This is a genomic window from Gibbsiella greigii (assembly GCF_039540155.1).
Classification (GTDB): domain Bacteria; phylum Pseudomonadota; class Gammaproteobacteria; order Enterobacterales; family Enterobacteriaceae; genus Gibbsiella; species Gibbsiella quercinecans.
The window spans coordinates 1-16,683 of the sequence record NZ_BAABEM010000051.1; the positions used below are offsets into that span (position 1 = coordinate 1).

Consider the following 16,683-nt stretch of genomic DNA (forward strand, 5'->3'; position numbering starts at 1 on the left):
CCCGCCTGGTTGTACAGGCTATCGGCGGTGATTTGCCAATTCCCGGCGCGGATTTGCGCCTGTTGCGTGTCGAGGTGCCCCAAACTGTTGACGGTGAGTTGCTCACTGTCCACCTGCGCCTGTTGCAACAGCACGTCCCCGGCTTGCGCCGTCAACTGCGCCTGCCCGGCCGCCAGGAGGCTGTGGCTTAAATCCACCCGGCGGCCGGTCACCGCCACCTGTTTCTGGCTCAGCAAGCTGCCGCTGGCGCGAATATCCCCCTGGCTGACGAGAGTGATATCCGCCGCGCGGATCAGGCTGCTGTTCGCATCGCTGCCCGCCAAAAGCGCCCCGCTGCTCTGGATACCTTGCTCAGCGCGCAGCGTGACGTTGCCGGCCGCCGCCAGCGTGCCGGATTGGCGAATGTCGCCCTGGCGACTTTGTACGGCCAGCTGGCCGCCACTGTACAGTTTGCCCTGGTGTTCAACGCTGTCTCGGGCGGTTAAGCTAATATCGCCGCCGGCCTGCGTGTAAGGCTCTGCCGTGCCGGCCTGCCAGACAAGCTTGCCCTCACTGCTCACCACCAGGGTCTTTTCAGCCTGCAGATGCCCGCCCTGATTGCGAACCCCCACCCCCGCTTCGGTGCCGATCATCCGGATACTGCCGCTGTACATGCCGCCCATCTGGCCCATGTCTATCGCCAACTCGGGTTTGGCGCTGCCGTCGTCCGAAAGCGGCGTCGCGGTTTTACCGTCCGCGCTCACGCGGTTGCGGCCAGCCACCACCGACAGCTCATCTTTGGCCCAGACGCCGGCATTGATTGCTACCGCACGCGCCAGAATATCCACGTATTCGGTATCATGGCGGCTATCGCCATTCAGCCCGCCGCCTTCAACGCGCACCACGCCGCGTTCAATCTGGTAACCCGCCAGGCTGCCGTCGGCGTTCAACTGCGGCTTGCCGGTGGTCAGCGTCATTCGCCCGGCATTGAGGGTGCCGCAACCGTTGCAGACAATCCCCGCCGGGTTAGCAACGATCACCTGCGCCCGCCCGCCGGCCACTTCCAGAAAACCGCGCAGTTGGCTGGGGTTGTTGCTGTTGACTTCATTGAGGATCACCCGTGCGGGGGCGGCGTCCGGATTCAGGTTGGGGTTGCCCTGTATCATCCCGGCCATCTGGGTGGACGTCATCACCGCCGAGTTGTTGAGAATGGCGCCTTTCTGCTCGACATCAAACTGCTGATACTGGTTGTGCGATATCCCGGCCTGATTGGGCGCGGTAATATTCACCTGCGGCAAGCCGTTCGCCGTCGCGATCACATCCGGCCGCTGGCCGGGCGCCGCCGCACCGTCCGCCACAATGCCGTCGGCCGCCGCCGGCCCGGCAAACAGCGCCAGCCCCAGCAGCCATACCGTGCGGCGCAGCGTCACCCACAACCGTGGCGCGCCGGTGCCGCGGCTTTGCCCCGGCTCGCTGCAGCAACTGCGGGCCAGTTCGGAAACCACCCGCAGTTCCCCATGGGTGCGGCTGAAAATAAGGCGATAGCAATGCTTGTTCATGAGTCACATCCGTGAGAAAAGTCAGTCCGTTCTGGTCAGTTGCGGCAAATTTGTAGAGAAAACGCAGGCAAAACGGAAAAGCCGCACGGCCTAAAGCCATGGATACGTCCTGCATGCCAGCATGTCTAATCCCTAGAAGTATTCACTGTGAAAAACATGTCAATTTACGTGACGATTATCATTCCCATTAGTATGATAATCAACTACAAAAGATAGATTATTTAAAATTTATCTCCTAAAAATGGTCATAAATAACAAACTATCGATATTTAAACGCAATTTATATTCATGATTAAGATAATAATAAAAAAATACATTCACTCTATAAATGCATGTAAGTACCCAATCCATTGAGTTTCATCACGTCTTCGGTTATTTAGGCTGAGCAGTTGCGTGATACGGTGAATCACGGTAGAACATCAGCCGCTGGTGTTGCTACGTATTAAGAAGAATCGGTAGTAAGTCAGGATATGAACTGGCGGAGTTGTCGCGGAGCCCCTACCCGCCACTGAATATCGTCTGGCTGATGAAGGCGCTACTAAAATGAACAAAAAAAAGCCAGCACCCGAGCTGGCTTAAATAAACACTGGAAGCAATGTGAGCAATGTCGTGCCTTCCACAAAAAGCAACGAGGCGTTACCTTCCGTGAAGTGCAAAGCGATGATAATGGTTATCAGTATCAGCTGTAAAGTGCTTTGTTGAGAATTTTTCTCATTACCATATCAACATTGTGCGTTCTCCCCCCGGTAACGGGGGATCTGCAAATCCGTTACGCGTTCAAAGGCAGGTAATAGTGCCCGATACGCCACGGATTTGGCCTGCGGCGCCGGCCATGAAAACGCCCGCCAGTCAAAAGCGACGATCGCTGCCGCAGAGTTAGCCAAAAAGTAGAAAATTCAACCATTTTTCGCAAGGAATTGGGTCGCTCGCCAGAGTACGGTACACTATCGCCATTGCTTAATAACTCATGAAGCGTCTATGCGTGCTTTACCCCTTTGGATACTGTCGTTGAGCTGCCTGGCAGGCTCCGCCATCGCCTCAACACCCGCTGCCCCTGCCGCTGCAGCGCCGCTGCCGGATATCCGCCAAAGCGGCTTTGTTTATTGCGTCAGCGGCATACTCAATACCTTCAATCCGCAAATGGCCAGCAGCGGCCTGACGGTCGATACCCTGGCGGCACAGCTGTACGATCGCCTGCTGGATGTCGATCCTTACACCTATCGCCTGATCCCTGAACTGGCGCAAAGCTGGGAAGTGCTAGATAACGGCGCCGCCTACCGTTTCCACCTGCGCCGTGACGTGCCGTTCCAGACCACCGCCTGGTTTACACCAACGCGCCTGATGAACGCGGACGACGTGGTATTCAGCTTCACGCGCGTGTTCGATCAAAAACACCCGTATCACAACGTCAACGGCGGTGAATACCCCTATTTTGACAGCTTGCAGTTCGGCGATACGATCCAGAGCGTGAAAAAGATTGATGACTATACCGTTGAGATCCGCCTGCAGGCGCCGGACGCCTCATTCCTGTGGCATATCGCAACCCACTACGCGCCGATTCTCTCGGCCGAATATGCCGACACGCTGACCAAACGGGATAAACAGCCGCTGATCGACCGCGAACCGGTCGGCACCGGGCCATTTATGCTCAATGAATACCGCTCCGGGCAATATATCCGCCTGGCGCGTAACCAGGCCTATTGGAAAGGCCTACCGCGCATGGCACAGGTGGTGATCGATCTTGGCGCCGGCGGCACCGGGCGCCTGTCCAAACTGTTAACCGGCGAGTGCGACGTGCTGGCCTACCCGGCGGCCAGCCAGCTGTCGATCCTGCGCGACGATCCGCGCCTGCGCCTGACGCTGCGCCCGGGGATGAACATTGCTTACATGGCCTTTAACACGGAAAAACCGCCGTTTAACAATGTGAAAATTCGCCGAGCGGTGGCACTGGCGATCAATAACCAGCGCCTGATGCAATCCATCTATTACGGCACGGCGGAAACCGCGGCTTCAATTCTGCCGCGTGCTTCCTGGGCCTATGACAACGATGCGCACATCACCGAATACAACCCGGCGTTGGCGCGTGAGATGCTGCGCCAGGCCGGTGCCGAACAACTGCATTTAAGGCTATGGGTGCCGACCGCTTCGCAGGCTTATAACCCCAGCCCGCTGAAAACCGCCGAACTGATCCAGGCCGATCTGGCCCAGGTCGGCATCCGGGTTGATATCGTGCCGGTGGAAGGCCGCTTTCAGGAAGCCCGCCTGATGGAGCGCAACCATGATTTAACCCTGACCGGCTGGGCCACCGACAGTAACGATCCGGACAGTTTTTTCCGCCCGCTGTTAAGCTGTGCGGCAATCCGCTCGCAAACCAACTATGCTCACTGGTGCAACCCCGCATTTGACGCGCTGCTGCAAAACGCTCTGCTGTCTCAACAGTTGTCACAGCGGATCGACAGCTACCAGCAAGCGCAAAAAATTCTTGAGCAAGAGCTGCCGGTATTGCCGTTGGCCTCATCGCTGCGCCTGCAGGCCTACCGCTATGATATCCGCGGGCTGGTGCTAAGCCCATTCGGCAACGCGTCGTTTGCCGGGGTGTATCGTGAATCTGACGAGGGGGCGAAAAAGTGATTATATTTACCTTGCGCCGCCTGCTGCTGCTGGTGATCACACTGTTCCTGCTCACGTTGGTCAGCTTTAGCCTCAGCTACTTTACGCCGCATGCGCCGCTCAGCGGTGCCGGGCTGTGGGATGCCTACCGCTTTTACCTGGTTAGCCTGCTGCATTGGGATTTTGGCGTGTCCAGCATCAATGGCCAGGCGATCAACGCTCAACTGCGTGAAGTGTTCCCCGCCACCATGGAACTGTGCCTATTGGCCTTTACCCTGGCGTTATTCATCGGTATCCCGCTGGGCATTATCGCGGGCGTGATGCGCGGAAAATGGCAGGATACCGCCATCAGCACCTTCGCGCTGATCGGTTTTTCCATGCCGGTATTCTGGCTGGCGCTATTGCTGATGCTGTTCTTCTCGCTGCACCTTGGCTGGCTGCCGGTTTCCGGGCGTTTTGATTTGCTATACCAGGTGCAGCCCGTAACCGGCTTTGCGCTGATCGACGCCTGGCTGTCGGATTCGCCGTACCGCACGGAAATGATCGCCAGCGCCCTGCGCCATATGGTGCTGCCGGTGGCCGCACTGGCGGTGGCGCCGGTAACGGAAGTGATCCGCCTGATGCGCATCAGCACCGACGACGTCAGTGGCCAGAACTATATCAAAGCGGCCGCCATTCGCGGCCTGTCGCGCTTCACCATCATTCGCCGCCACGTGCTGCACAATGCGTTGCCGCCGATCATTCCTAAACTGGGGCTGCAATTTTCCACCATGCTGACGCTGGCGATGATTACCGAAGTGGTCTTTAGTTGGCCTGGGCTTGGGCGCTGGCTGGTAAACGCCATCCGCCAACAGGATTTTGCGGCGATTTCTGCCGGTGTGATGGTGATCGGCATGCTGGTCATCACCATCAACGTGCTGTCAGATATTTTAGGCGCTGCAACCAACCCGTTGAAACATAAGGAATGGTATGCCCTTCGATAACGTATACCGCGAAAAGAAAATGCCCAGCCCGCTGCGTTATACCTGGCGGCTGTTTTACGGCGATGCGCTGGCCATGATCGGCTTTTACGGCGTCATCCTGCTTTTGCTGCTGTCGGTTTTCGGCAGTTGGCTGGCTCCTTATGCGCTCGATCAGCAATTTCTTGGCTACCAACTGTTGCCACCTTCCTGGTCGCGCCACGGCAATGTTTCTTTCTTCCTCGGCACCGACGATCTGGGCCGCGATATCCTCAGCCGCCTGCTGACCGGCACCGCCGCCACCTACGGTTCCGCGCTGATCGTCACCGTAGCCGCCGCCTGTTTCGGCGTGGTTCTTGGCGTCTTCGCCGGCGTTACCCACGGCCTGCGCTCAGCGGTGCTCAACCATATTCTTGATACCCTGCTCTCCATCCCTTCGCTGCTGCTGGCGATCATTGTGGTGGCCTTTATCGGGCCCGCGCTGCCGCACGCAATGCTGGCGGTGTGGCTGGCGCTGCTGCCGCGCATGGTGCGCACCATCTACAGTGCAGTGCATGACGAGCTGGAAAAAGAGTATGTGGTCGCCGCGCGCCTGGATGGCGCCTCTACCCGCCAGATACTGTGGTATGCCATTTTACCGAACATTGCCGCCGTGCTGGTGACCGAATTCACCCGCGCGCTGTCCATGGCCATTTTGGATATCGCCGCGCTGGGCTTTCTCGATCTCGGTGCGCAGTTGCCTTCCCCGGAATGGGGAGCCATGCTGGGTGATTCGCTGGAGCTGGTGTACGTTGCGCCTTGGACGGTGATGCTGCCGGGTGCCGCGATTCTGGTTAGCGTGCTGTTGGTTAACCTGTTAGGCGATGGTATACGCCGGGCAATTAATGCGGGAGTGGAATAATGCCGTTACTCGATATCCGCAATCTGACCATTGAGTTTATGACCGCCGAAGGGCCGGTCAAAGCCGTCGATCGCGTCAGCATCACGCTCACCGAGGGCGAAGTGCGCGGCCTGGTCGGGGAGTCCGGCTCCGGCAAAAGCCTGATCGCCAAGGCCATCTGCGGCGTGACCAAAGACAATTGGCGGGTAACCGCCGATCGCATGCGTTTTAACGACATCGACCTGCTCCAATTGACGCCGCGCGAGCGGCGCAAACTGGTCGGCCACAATGTTTCCATGATCTTCCAGGAACCGCAGTCCTGCCTGGATCCTTCTGAAAGCATCGGCCGGCAGTTGGTGCAGGCGATCCCCGGCTGGACGTATAAAGGCCGTTGGTGGCAACGCTTCCATTGGCGCAAACGCCGCGCCATAGAGCTGTTGCACCGCGTCGGCATCAAAGATCACCAGGACATCATGGGTTCTTTCCCCTACGAACTGACCGAAGGGGAATGCCAAAAGGTGATGATTGCCATCGCGCTGGCCAACCAGCCGCGGCTGTTGATCGCCGATGAGCCGACCAACGCCATGGAACCGACTACCCAGGCGCAAATTTTCCGCCTGCTGGCGCGGCTCAACCAGAACAACAACACGACGATTTTGCTGATCAGCCACGATCTGCAGATCATGAGTAAATGGGCGAACCGGGTAAACGTGTTGTACTGCGGCCAAACGGTGGAAAGCGCCCAGTGCGAGGATTTACTGGCCGCACCGCACCACCCGTATACGCAGGCGTTGATCCGCGCCATGCCGGATTTTGGCCGTTCGTTGCCGCATAAAAGCCGGCTGAACACCCTGCCGGGGGCAATCCCCTCGCTGGAGCACCTGCCGATTGGTTGCCGCCTGGGGCCGCGTTGCCCCTATGCGCAGAAAAAATGCATTGAAGCGCCGCAACTGCGCCCGGTCAAAACCCACCTTTTTGCCTGCCACTTCCCGCTGAACATGGAGGATAACTAAAATGGAAACGCTGTTGGAAGTGCGCAATCTGACCAAAACCTACCGCTACCGCACCGGGCTGTTCCGCCGCCAGCATGTGGAAGCAGTGAAATCCGTCAGCTTTACGCTGCGCGAAGGCCAGACGCTGGCGATCATCGGTGAAAACGGCTCGGGGAAATCCACGCTGGCGAAAATGCTCTCCGGCATGATTGAGCCCAGCGACGGTGAACTGCTGATCGACGATCATCGCCTGGAATACGGCGACTATCGCTACCGCAGCCAGCGCATCCGCATGATCTTTCAGGATCCCAGCACGTCGCTCAATCCGCGCCAACGCATCGGCCAATTGCTGGACGCCCCGCTGCGGCTGAATACCGATTTGGACAGCGCCGCGCGTGAACAGCGCATCAACCTCACGCTGCGCCAGGTGGGGATGCTGCCGGATCACGCTTATTACTATCCGCATATGCTCGCTTCCGGCCAGAAACAGCGCGTCGCCCTGGCGCGTGCGCTGATCCTGCAGCCGAAAGTGATCGTGGCCGATGAGGCGCTGGCCGCACTTGATATGTCGATGCGTTCGCAGATCATTAACCTGATGCTGGAACTGCAGGAAAAACACGGCATCGCCTATATCTACGTGACCCAGCACCTTGGCATGATGAAGCACATCAGCGATCAGGTGCTGGTGATGCACGAAGGCGAAGTGGTGGAACGCGGCAGCACCGCCGACGTGTTGGCCGCGCCACTGCACGATCTTACCAAACGCCTGATCGCCAGCCACTTCGGCGAGGCGCTGACCGCAGACGCCTGGCGGCGCGACGGCGGCCGCTTCTGATCCCCCGGCCGTAAACCGCGCCCATCAGGGCGCGGCAACGCCATCCCGCACGTGGCGTTATCCATTAAACTCAAATGTAAATTACCTTTTAATATATCTCAGTATATTTTATTCACTTTAGTTATTTATTAGCACGTAACATTATTTTATCTCGCCATAACGATCGGTGAAGATATCCTGCACGAAAAGTCCACTCTTCAACAGGATATCAATCTAATGGGAAAGCAAGATCACTGCCTGCACGCCATCGCAGCCACCAGCGGAATATGCGCCGCAGTATGTTGTGATAACCGCCACCGGTACCCGCCTTCCCTTGCACTTCTGCTCAGCTGTTGCCCCTTCACTCAGCCACCACGGTACCTGAGCGGTGGTTTTGGTCATGATTAAGGATTAAGCCAATGGAACCGTTACGTCGACAACACAATACCCAGTGGTATCACGAAACCCAGAGCAGCGTATACAGCGGTAACCTGTTGGAGCCCGGCGCGGCCACCATTCGCGATCGCTTTCTGCAAGGCTTTGGCGCTTTGGCCGACGAAACGCTGAACACCGCCCTCACTACGCGGGCCGGCGTGTTCGACGCCTCGCTGGCTTGCTACCACCGGCTGTTTCCCAAGCGTGTTGTGCTAAGCAGAAAAGTGACATTGTCACTTTATGATCGTCTCAGCACCGCCTTGACCGTTGCCCAGGTGACCGGCATCCAACCGCTTTGTAGCCACTACGCGGCCCGCCTCGCCCCGCTGGACAGCCCTGAAGCCTCGCGCAAAAGCAACATCCGCCTGGCGCAAATCACCCAATATGCTCGCCAGTTAGCCACACACCCCACCCAGATCACACCGCAGGCCTTGCAACAATTGGTTGACGTGGAGTTGAGCACCGAAGATATCGTCACCTTTTCGCAAATCATCGGCTTTGTCAGTTATCAGGCACGCGTTATCGCCGGCATTGCGGCGCTGGCCGGGCGGCCGGCGGTGGTGGTGCCGGGGTTCCCGGTGATAGACGACGCCGAAGCCTTCAGCGCCGCAGAGCAACAGCAGGTATGGCAAGCGCGGCTGCCGGAAATCACGCTGGCGGCGGCGGCCGCTGAACAGTTGGACGTGCTCGATCAAAGCCACCCCGAGGCACGTAATGATGCCTATTACCGGCTGCTGGCGCACGACGCCGCCGCGCTGCGCGAACGCAACGGGGTATTCAACCAGATTAACGCCGGTGACTATGGTCTACCAGCCGAATTGAAAGCGCTGGCTGCGCTGGTGGTTTCACGCATTAACGGCAGCGCTTACTGCGTCGCCAACCTGATACCGCAGGTGGCCGATGCAACCCTGACCGGTGCGTTGCAGCAAAGCATCAATACCGCCCAGAGTACGGCTGAACCGCTGGCGCAGGCGGTGATCGCCACCGCCGCGGAGCTTACCCGTTCACCGGAGAAATTCACGCCGCAAAGCGTTCAACCGTTATTCAATATCGGACTAAGCCAGGCTCAGGTGCTGGAAGTGATCCTCAGTAGCGCGCTCTATGCCTGGGAAAACCGCCTGCGCCATAGCTTGGGCGATTTTGCACCTTTAGCCGATGCGCAAGAGAGCGTCCTGCAGTAGCCATGCCTGGGCGGCATCGAAGAAGTGCTGAGCCAGCGGCGTGGCACGCCCCGGTTCGGCAATCACTACCGCCGCATGCCGCGACATCGGCGCAATAGCGAGCGGGCGACGCTGCAAATCTGGCGTCATCTGCGCCAGCAGATTGCCGCGCGGAAACAGCCCGCAGCCCAGCCCCACCCAAATCCCCTGCAACAGTTGAAAGATGGACGCGGTTTCCAGGCGCGCATGCAGCGCCAGGCCGGCGGCGTGAAAGTGATGATCGAGATAGCGGCGGAAATAGCGCGTCGGTTCCGCCAGGCATAGCGGCAGCGCGGCAACCTGCGTCAACGGCAACGGCGCTTCTCCCAGCAACTGCGGAAAATGCTGCGGATGAAACACCAGTTCTATGCCGCTGTCGGCAAGCGGCTGCGACTGAAAATGCAGCTTTTCCAGCGTGGACAGCTCAAAAAAACCGATGCCTATATCCACCGTATGCGCGGTGAGCGCTTCCAGCAGTTGATCGGCACTGAGCACCGCCACCCGGTAATCAAGCTGCGGGTAGCTTGCGCTGACGGCCTTCAACATCTGCGCCAGCGAAATGCTGCACTGCGGCACCGCACCGATGCGCAACCGACCGTTCAGGCCATGCTTGAGCGATTCCACTTCCAGCTTCAGCCCCTGGTAGACTGAGACGATCTCTCGCGCCCACGCCAGCACCCTTTCCCCTTCGGCGGTAAAACCCTCAAAGTTGTTGCCGCGATTGATCAACGCGACACCCAATTCCTTTTCCAGGTTTTTCAGGCGCATGGAAAGCGTGGGCTGGCTGACGAAGCTGGCTTCGGCGGCGCGGCCAAAATGGCGTTCCTGTTCAAGATTACACAGGTAGATCAGTTGCTTGATGTCTATTTTTTTATTCCAATCAGCGACAAAAAGATAAAAGACGATTCACCTGACGGCGGTTTCAGCTTTCCAGCCACTGGCAGCCGGATAAAAGCAGTTTATCATCGATTCTCTTCACCCGCAGAACACCGCGCAACCCTGCGGCCAGGAATAATTAAGTGGCCTTAGCGATCTGGCTAACCATCGCGCATGGCCCCTCGCAGCACCCGGGGGCTAAGGCCGAAGTGTTGCAAGAAGCGGGCAGCAAAACGCGACGCACAGGCGTAGCCGTTACGGTAAGCGATCTCCCCGATGCTGCGCCCACTGCTTTGCACCTCGTACAACGCATTGGCCATACGGGTATTTTCAAGCAGATGGCGAAAATGCTGGCCCTCGGCCGCCAACCGCCGCCGCAGCGTTGAGCTGCCCATATGCAAATGCGCCGCCATTTCCGAGACCTGCCAATCATGCGCGGGCGCCAAAGCGATCAACCCCTGCACCTGCGCAGAGACAGGATCGTGGCGCTCACGCAGCAGTAGCCCGGCATTACCAGCCAATTGGAGCGCCAATAATACCCCCTGTAACTGGTGTTCCTGCAGCTGTTGGGGGGCGTTATCGTTAAGCGTGTTTAACAGGCTATCCCATATTTGCCGCGTATGTGCATCAAACGGCACGCACAGGCTGGCCTGCTTCACCGCCGGCTCTGCCGTGAAAGGCGCAGGATACCGCGCCCTGAACTGGGATAAAAAACGTTGGGGAATATAGATGATATCTGATGCATATTCCCCTTGGGCAGGCCGATTGGCGATGCTGATTTCTTTACCCGCCGGGAACACGATCAGCGAATCCGCCCTGGCGACCTCATGGTAATCCGCAAATTGCACCACTTTGCTGCCCCGGCGCACGTGACATAGCGCCGGCGCGAACAACGTGACCCGGTGCAGCTCATGGGCGCAACGCGCCCGGATAGCTTGTAAGGTGACAACCTGCTCGCTGTGGTTCAATGGCTGCATTTCAACGCCCGTAGATGGCCTCCAATTCTGCCGTGGCTAATACGTTCGCCTTAAGCATAAATCCCACCAGTGCGCCGCTGGCATTGTTATCAATCGGTAAGTTTGCGGTTTTTAACGCCCAAACCGTAAATTGATAACGGTGCGGCGCATTTCCTTGTGGCGGGCAAGCGCCGCCAAACCCGGCAAAACCGTAGTCATTGCGCCCTTGGACAGCCCCCTGCGGCAACGACAAATTATCTTTATTACCGGCCCCCGCCGCGAGCCGGTTTATGCCGGCGGGAATATTCACCACCGTCCAATGCCACCAGCCGCTGCCCGTTGGCGCATACGGATCGAAAGCAGTAACGGCAAAGCTTTTTATTCCCCGCGGCGCGTTTTTCCAGGCAATCTGTGGGGAAATATTCCCGCCCTGGCACCCGAAACCCTGGAAAACCTGCGCCGTTTTTAACGGCTTGCCGGGCTGCATATCCGTACTGCTGACGCTGAACGTATCCGCCTGAGCGCCGTTCGCAACCGCCAGCAGGCCCAAAGATATAATGATTTTCTTCATGTTACTCTCTCCTGTTAGAACCAGAAGAGCGTAACCAATCAGGCCGGACGATATTATGCTGAAACGCTCTGATTGTATGCCATAACGTTCGCGCGCCCCTTCCATCCGCGATAAACCGCCTCTATCCCGCCATTGCCTTATTCAATTAGACGCTGTGTCGGCACACTCCTACACTTGTGACATAAGAGACTCAAAAACGTAAAGAGTCATTCACTTTTTGATTACAGCCATCACCTGCGAAGATCATCATGAAATTCAAACCGGCAATTAAACCCTACACCGGCGCAGCCGGCGGCTGGGGTTCGTTAGAAGCTACCACCCGCTACGTGCTGGACAGCAAGCAGGCGCTGAAAAACCTGCGCAACCTGATGCGCGTTAACAAAGTGCGCGGCTTCGACTGCCCGGGCTGCGCCTGGGGCGACGACAACCACAGCACCTTCAGCTTTTGTGAAAACGGCGCCAAGGCCGTCAGTTGGGAAGCCACGCGCAATGCGGTGGATCCGGCGTTTTTTGCCGCCCATACCGTCAGCAGCCTGCGCCAACAAAGCGACTACTTTCTGGAGTATCAAGGCCGCGTAACCCATCCTATGCGTTACGACGCCGCCAGCGATCGCTACCTGCCCATCAGTTGGCCGGATGCGCTAGCGCTGATCGCCGAACACATCCGCCAGATGGACAACCCTAACCAGATCGAGCTGTACACCTCTGGGCGCGCCAGTAATGAAGCCTCTTATTTGTACCAACTGTTTGGCCGCATGCTCGGCACCAGTAACTTTCCTGATTGCTCGAATATGTGCCACGAAGCCAGCGGCGTGGGGCTAAAACAAAGTATCGGTGTGGGCAAAGGCACCATCCGCATGGATGATTTTACGCAAGCAGACGCCGTTTTTGTCTTCGGCCAGAACCCAGGCACCAACCACCCACGCATGCTGCACAGTTTGAAAGACGCAGCGCGGCGCGGCGCGCGTATCGTCAGTTTCAATACCCTACGTGAGCGCGGGCTGGAGCGATTTGCCGATCCGCAAAGCCCCATTCAGATGCTAACGCCGATCTCTTCGCCCATCAGTTCCGCCTACTTTCAGCCTAAGCTGGGCGGCGATATGGCCGCGGTGCGTGGCATGGTCAAAGCATTGCTGGAAACCCATCGCCAGCGGCTGGCGCAGGGCGAGCCGCCGCTGTTCGATCTGGCGTTTATTGAGCAGCACTGCACCGGTGTTGAAGACTATCTGGCGCAGGTAGACGCCACCTCCTGGGCGCAAATCACCCAGCAATCCGGCCTGAGTGAAGCGCAACTGCGCCAGGCGGCGCAGATTTATCAAAGCGCTGAGCGCGTGATCTGCACCTGGGCCATGGGCGTAACCCAGCACAAACACTCGGTGGCGACGGTGCGTGAAATCACCAATCTGCAACTGCTGTTCGGCCAACTGGGCAAGCCGGGCGCCGGCCTGTGCCCGGTGCGCGGGCACAGCAATGTGCAGGGCAACCGCACCATGGGGATTGACGAGAAAGCGCCGCCGGCGCTGCTCGACAGCCTGGAGAAGCATTTTCACTTCACCGCGCGCCGTGAGCATGGCCACAATACGGTCGAAGCGATCGAGGCCATGCTACAGGGCGAGGTCAAGGTGCTGATTGCGCTGGGCGGCAATTTCGCCGCGGCGGCGCCGGATACCGACCGCACCGCCAGCGCCCTGCGCAACTGCGATTTAACCGTGCATATCAGCACCAAGCTCAACCGCAGCCACCTGATCACCGGCCGAAAAGATGCCCTGATCCTGCCGACTCTGGGGCGCACCGAACGCGATATCCAGGCCGGCGGCCCACAGTTTATTACGGTGGAAGACTCTTTCAGCATGGTGCATGCCTCGGAAGGTGTGGGCAAGCCGTTGGCGGAAACACAGTGGTCTGAAACCGCCATTGTCTGCGGTATCGCCGATGCGGTGCTGGGCAAGCGCTACCTCGACTGGCCGGCGCTGGCGGAAGACTACGCGCAGATCCGCAACCTCATTGAAGCAACCCTTCCCGGCTTTCAAGACTTCAACCAGCGCTGCGAACAACCCGGCGGTTTTTACCTTGGCAACGCCGCCGCCGAACTGCGCTTCGCCACGCCAAGCGGCAAGGCCGAATTCAGCGCCGCCGATCTGCCGGCAACGCTGTTCCCGCAACCGGCGCCGTTCACCTTGCAAACCCTGCGCTCGCACGATCAGTACAACACCACCATCTATGGCCTGGACGATCGCTACCGCGGTGTGTATGGCCAGCGCGAAGTGCTGTTCATCAACCCTGACGATTTGGCCGCGTTGGGCATGCAAGACGGCGACGAGGTAGAAATCGAAACGCTGTGGAACGATGGGATCACGCGGAAAGTCCAGGGGTTCAAACTGGTGAGTTATGACATCCCGCGCGGCAACCTGGCGGCCTATTACCCGGAAACCAACCCGCTGGTACCGCTGGCCAGCTTTGGCGACGGCACCGGTACGCCAACCTCCAAATCCATTCCGGTGGCGATCCGCCGCTGCGCTGCGGCACTGCAAACCTTGAGGATCGTCTGAAAATCCGCCCGCGGCATGCGCCCATTTGCCCCCGGCCTTGACGGCCGGGTTTTACCGGCAATCGCCCCGCCCGCCAATCCGGTAAAATGATGCGCAGCAACGGGAAAACCGTGACGTTACGCTTGCCCGCAGCGGGTGATTAGCGTAAAACTGTCTGCCGCAAATCAAGCCACCCATAACCCATTCACTGGACGATATGTTTCAAGACAACCCGCTGCTGGCGCAGCTTAAACAGCAACTTCACTCTCAGACCCCGCGCGTCGAAGGCGTAGTGAAAGGTACTGAGAAAGGTTTTGGCTTTCTTGAGGTCGATGGCCAGAAAAGCTATTTCATCCCACCGCCGTACATGAAGAAAGTCATGCACGGGGATCGTATCGTTGCCACCTTGCATACCGAAAAAGACCGTGAGATTGCCGAGCCGGAAACGCTGGTTGAGCCGTTCCTGTCGCGCTTTGTCGGCCGGGTGCAGAAAAAAGACGATCGGCTGTCTATCGTGCCGGATCATCCGTTGCTGAAAGATGCGATTCAGTGCCGCCCAGCGCGCGAGCTGGCGCATAACTTCCAGGCCGGCGATTGGGCGGTGGCGCAAATGCGCCGTCATCCGTTAAAGGGCGATCGCGGCTTTTATGCGGACCTGACCCAGTTCATCACGACCGGTGACGATCACTTCGCGCCGTGGTGGGTCACGCTGGCACGCCATAATCTGGAAAAAGAAGCGCCGGAAATGGTCAGCATGCAAACGCCGGATGCCAGCCTGCCGCGTGAAGATCTGACCGCCCTGAACTTCGTTACTATCGACAGCGCCAGCACCGAAGATATGGATGACGCCCTGTTCGTGCAGGAAAATGCCGACGGCTCGCTGCAGTTGACGGTCGCCATTGCCGATCCAACGGCGTATGTCGCCGAAGGCAGCAAACTGGATGACATCGCGCGCCAGCGCGCATTCACTAACTACCTGCCGGGCTTTAACATCCCGATGCTGCCGCGCGATCTGGCTGATGATTTGTGCTCGCTGCGCGCCAACGAACACCGCACGGTGCTGGCCTGCAGCGTTACCGTTGGCGCTGATGGCGCACTGGGCAGCGATATTCGCTTCTTCGCCGCAGAAATCGAATCCAAGGCCAAACTGGCGTATGACGACGTTTCCGACTGGCTGGAAGGCATTGCCGGCTGGCAGCCGCCAAGCGACGCCATCGCGCGCCAAATCACCCTGCTCAAACGCGTAAGCGATGCCCGCAGCAACTGGCGCAGCCAACACGCGCTGGTGTTTAAGGATCGCCCTGATTACCGCTTTGTACTGGGTGAAAAAGGCGAAGTGCTGGATATCATTACCGAACACCGCCGCACAGCCAACCGCATCGTGGAAGAGTGCATGATCGCCGCCAACGTCTGCGCCGCCATCGTGCTGCGCGATCGGCTCGGCTTTGGCATCTATAACGTCCACAGCGGCTTTGATCCGGCGCTGGTCGAGCAGGCGGTTACCGTTCTGCAGGCCAACGGCATTGAAGCCGAGGCGGAAAAACTGCTGACGCTGGATGGCTTCTGCGAACTGCGCCGCCAGCTGGATGCGTTGCCGACGTCGTTCCTCGACAGCCGCATTCGCCGTTTCCAGACCTTTGCAGAAATCAGCACCACGCCGGGGCCGCACTTTGGCTTGGGGCTGGAAGCCTACGCCACCTGGACGTCGCCAATCCGCAAATACGGCGACATGGTGAACCACCGCTTGCTAAAAGCGATTATCAGCGAGCAGGCGGCTGAAAAACCGCAGGAAGAAGTCACAGTGCAGTTGGCGGAACGCCGCCGCCTGAACCGCATGGCGGAGCGCGATGTCGGCGACTGGCTGTATGCGCGCTTCCTGCAAGACAAGGCCGGCACGGATACCCGCTTTAATGCGGAGATCATCGACGTCACCCGCGGCGGCCTGCGCGTGCGCCTGGTGGACAACGGCGCCGTTGCCTTTATCCCGGCACCGTTTATCCACTCGGTGCGTGACGAGCTGGTTTGCAGCCAGGATACCGGCACCGTGCAGGTGAAAAGTGAAGAGGTGTATCGCCAGGGCGATGCGCTGCAAGTCACCATCGCCGAAGTACGCATGGAAACCCGCAGCGTGATTGCCCGGCCGGCTGCCTGATTAGCCGCCGCGGCGTTGACTCAAGGCGATGCTTGGCATCGCCTTTTTCTTGGCCGCAATAACCGATCGCCGGCACACATCATCTCGTTTTTACAATTAACCCTACCGCGCTCACACTTCTTATTCATCCGGCTTCTTTTTGTACACAAACCTCCTATTTTTAACCTGTTAGC

At 58.5% G+C, this 16,683-nt stretch carries 12 protein-coding genes; 8 read left to right on the forward strand and 4 right to left on the reverse strand.

Annotated features, from left to right (window positions below):
- A partial coding sequence (locus tag AC559G_RS22700) for a two-partner secretion domain-containing protein (RefSeq protein WP_498914887.1) occupies positions 1-1,538 on the reverse strand: 1,538 nt, incomplete at its 3' end.
- 978 nt (positions 1,539-2,516) lie between these two features.
- On the opposite strand from AC559G_RS22700, the gene sapA reads away from it, so the two are divergent.
- The 6 genes from sapA to AC559G_RS22730 all read left to right on the forward strand — a co-directional run bounded on the left by sapA (position 2,517) and on the right by AC559G_RS22730 (position 9,409).
- Positions 2,517-4,169, forward strand: a complete 1,653-nt coding sequence (gene sapA / locus AC559G_RS22705) for an ABC transporter substrate-binding protein (protein WP_498914889.1) — start codon at positions 2,517-2,519, stop codon at positions 4,167-4,169.
- Positions 4,166-5,131 carry a putrescine export ABC transporter permease SapB gene (sapB, locus tag AC559G_RS22710; protein WP_438596893.1) on the forward strand — a complete coding sequence of 322 codons (966 nt, stop codon included), beginning with the start codon at positions 4,166-4,168 and terminating at the stop codon, positions 5,129-5,131. The genes sapA and sapB overlap by 4 nt, the downstream gene beginning before the upstream one ends.
- Positions 5,118-6,008, forward strand: coding sequence for a putrescine export ABC transporter permease SapC (gene sapC / locus AC559G_RS22715; protein WP_462616135.1), 891 nt, complete (start codon positions 5,118-5,120; stop codon positions 6,006-6,008). Before sapB ends, sapC begins: the two co-directional genes overlap by 14 nt.
- Positions 6,008-7,000, forward strand: a complete 993-nt coding sequence (gene sapD, locus AC559G_RS22720) for a putrescine export ABC transporter ATP-binding protein SapD (protein ID WP_279023855.1) — start codon at positions 6,008-6,010, stop codon at positions 6,998-7,000. The genes sapC and sapD overlap by 1 nt, the downstream gene beginning before the upstream one ends.
- Before the next feature lies 1 nt (position 7,001).
- Positions 7,002-7,814: an ABC transporter ATP-binding protein gene (gene sapF, locus AC559G_RS22725; protein WP_498914892.1), complete on the forward strand. Its 813-nt coding sequence runs from the start codon at positions 7,002-7,004 to the stop codon at positions 7,812-7,814.
- A gap of 398 nt (positions 7,815-8,212) precedes the next feature.
- A complete protein-coding gene (locus AC559G_RS22730) occupies positions 8,213-9,409 on the forward strand; it encodes a CMD domain-containing protein (RefSeq protein ID WP_498914894.1) in 1,197 nt (398 codons plus the stop codon).
- Here the strand turns inward: AC559G_RS22730 and AC559G_RS22735 are convergent.
- From AC559G_RS22735 to AC559G_RS22745, 3 genes are all read right to left on the reverse strand, one after another.
- Complete coding sequence (locus AC559G_RS22735) at positions 9,377-10,294, reverse strand: LysR family transcriptional regulator (protein ID WP_498915099.1); 918 nt, start codon at positions 10,292-10,294, stop codon at positions 9,377-9,379. The genes AC559G_RS22730 and AC559G_RS22735 overlap by 33 nt on opposite strands.
- Before the next feature lie 170 nt (positions 10,295-10,464).
- Entirely contained in the window at positions 10,465-11,280 is an 816-nt protein-coding gene (locus tag AC559G_RS22740) for an AraC family transcriptional regulator (RefSeq protein ID WP_498914896.1), read from the reverse strand.
- Between the two features lies 1 nt (position 11,281).
- The gene (locus tag AC559G_RS22745) at positions 11,282-11,830 is read right to left on the reverse strand and encodes a YbhB/YbcL family Raf kinase inhibitor-like protein (protein WP_498914898.1); all 549 of its coding nucleotides are present in this window, start codon (positions 11,828-11,830) and stop codon (positions 11,282-11,284) included.
- Between the two features lie 248 nt (positions 11,831-12,078).
- On the opposite strand from AC559G_RS22745, the gene AC559G_RS22750 reads away from it, so the two are divergent.
- Both AC559G_RS22750 and AC559G_RS22755 read left to right on the forward strand, forming a co-directional pair.
- Positions 12,079-14,379 (forward strand): FdhF/YdeP family oxidoreductase, encoded by a 2,301-nt coding sequence (locus tag AC559G_RS22750; RefSeq protein WP_498914899.1) that lies wholly within the window; start codon positions 12,079-12,081, stop codon positions 14,377-14,379.
- 196 nt (positions 14,380-14,575) lie between these two features.
- Positions 14,576-16,510, forward strand: a complete 1,935-nt coding sequence (locus AC559G_RS22755; RefSeq protein ID WP_498914901.1) for an exoribonuclease II — start codon at positions 14,576-14,578, stop codon at positions 16,508-16,510.
- Positions 16,511-16,683: the final 173 nt, after the last annotated feature.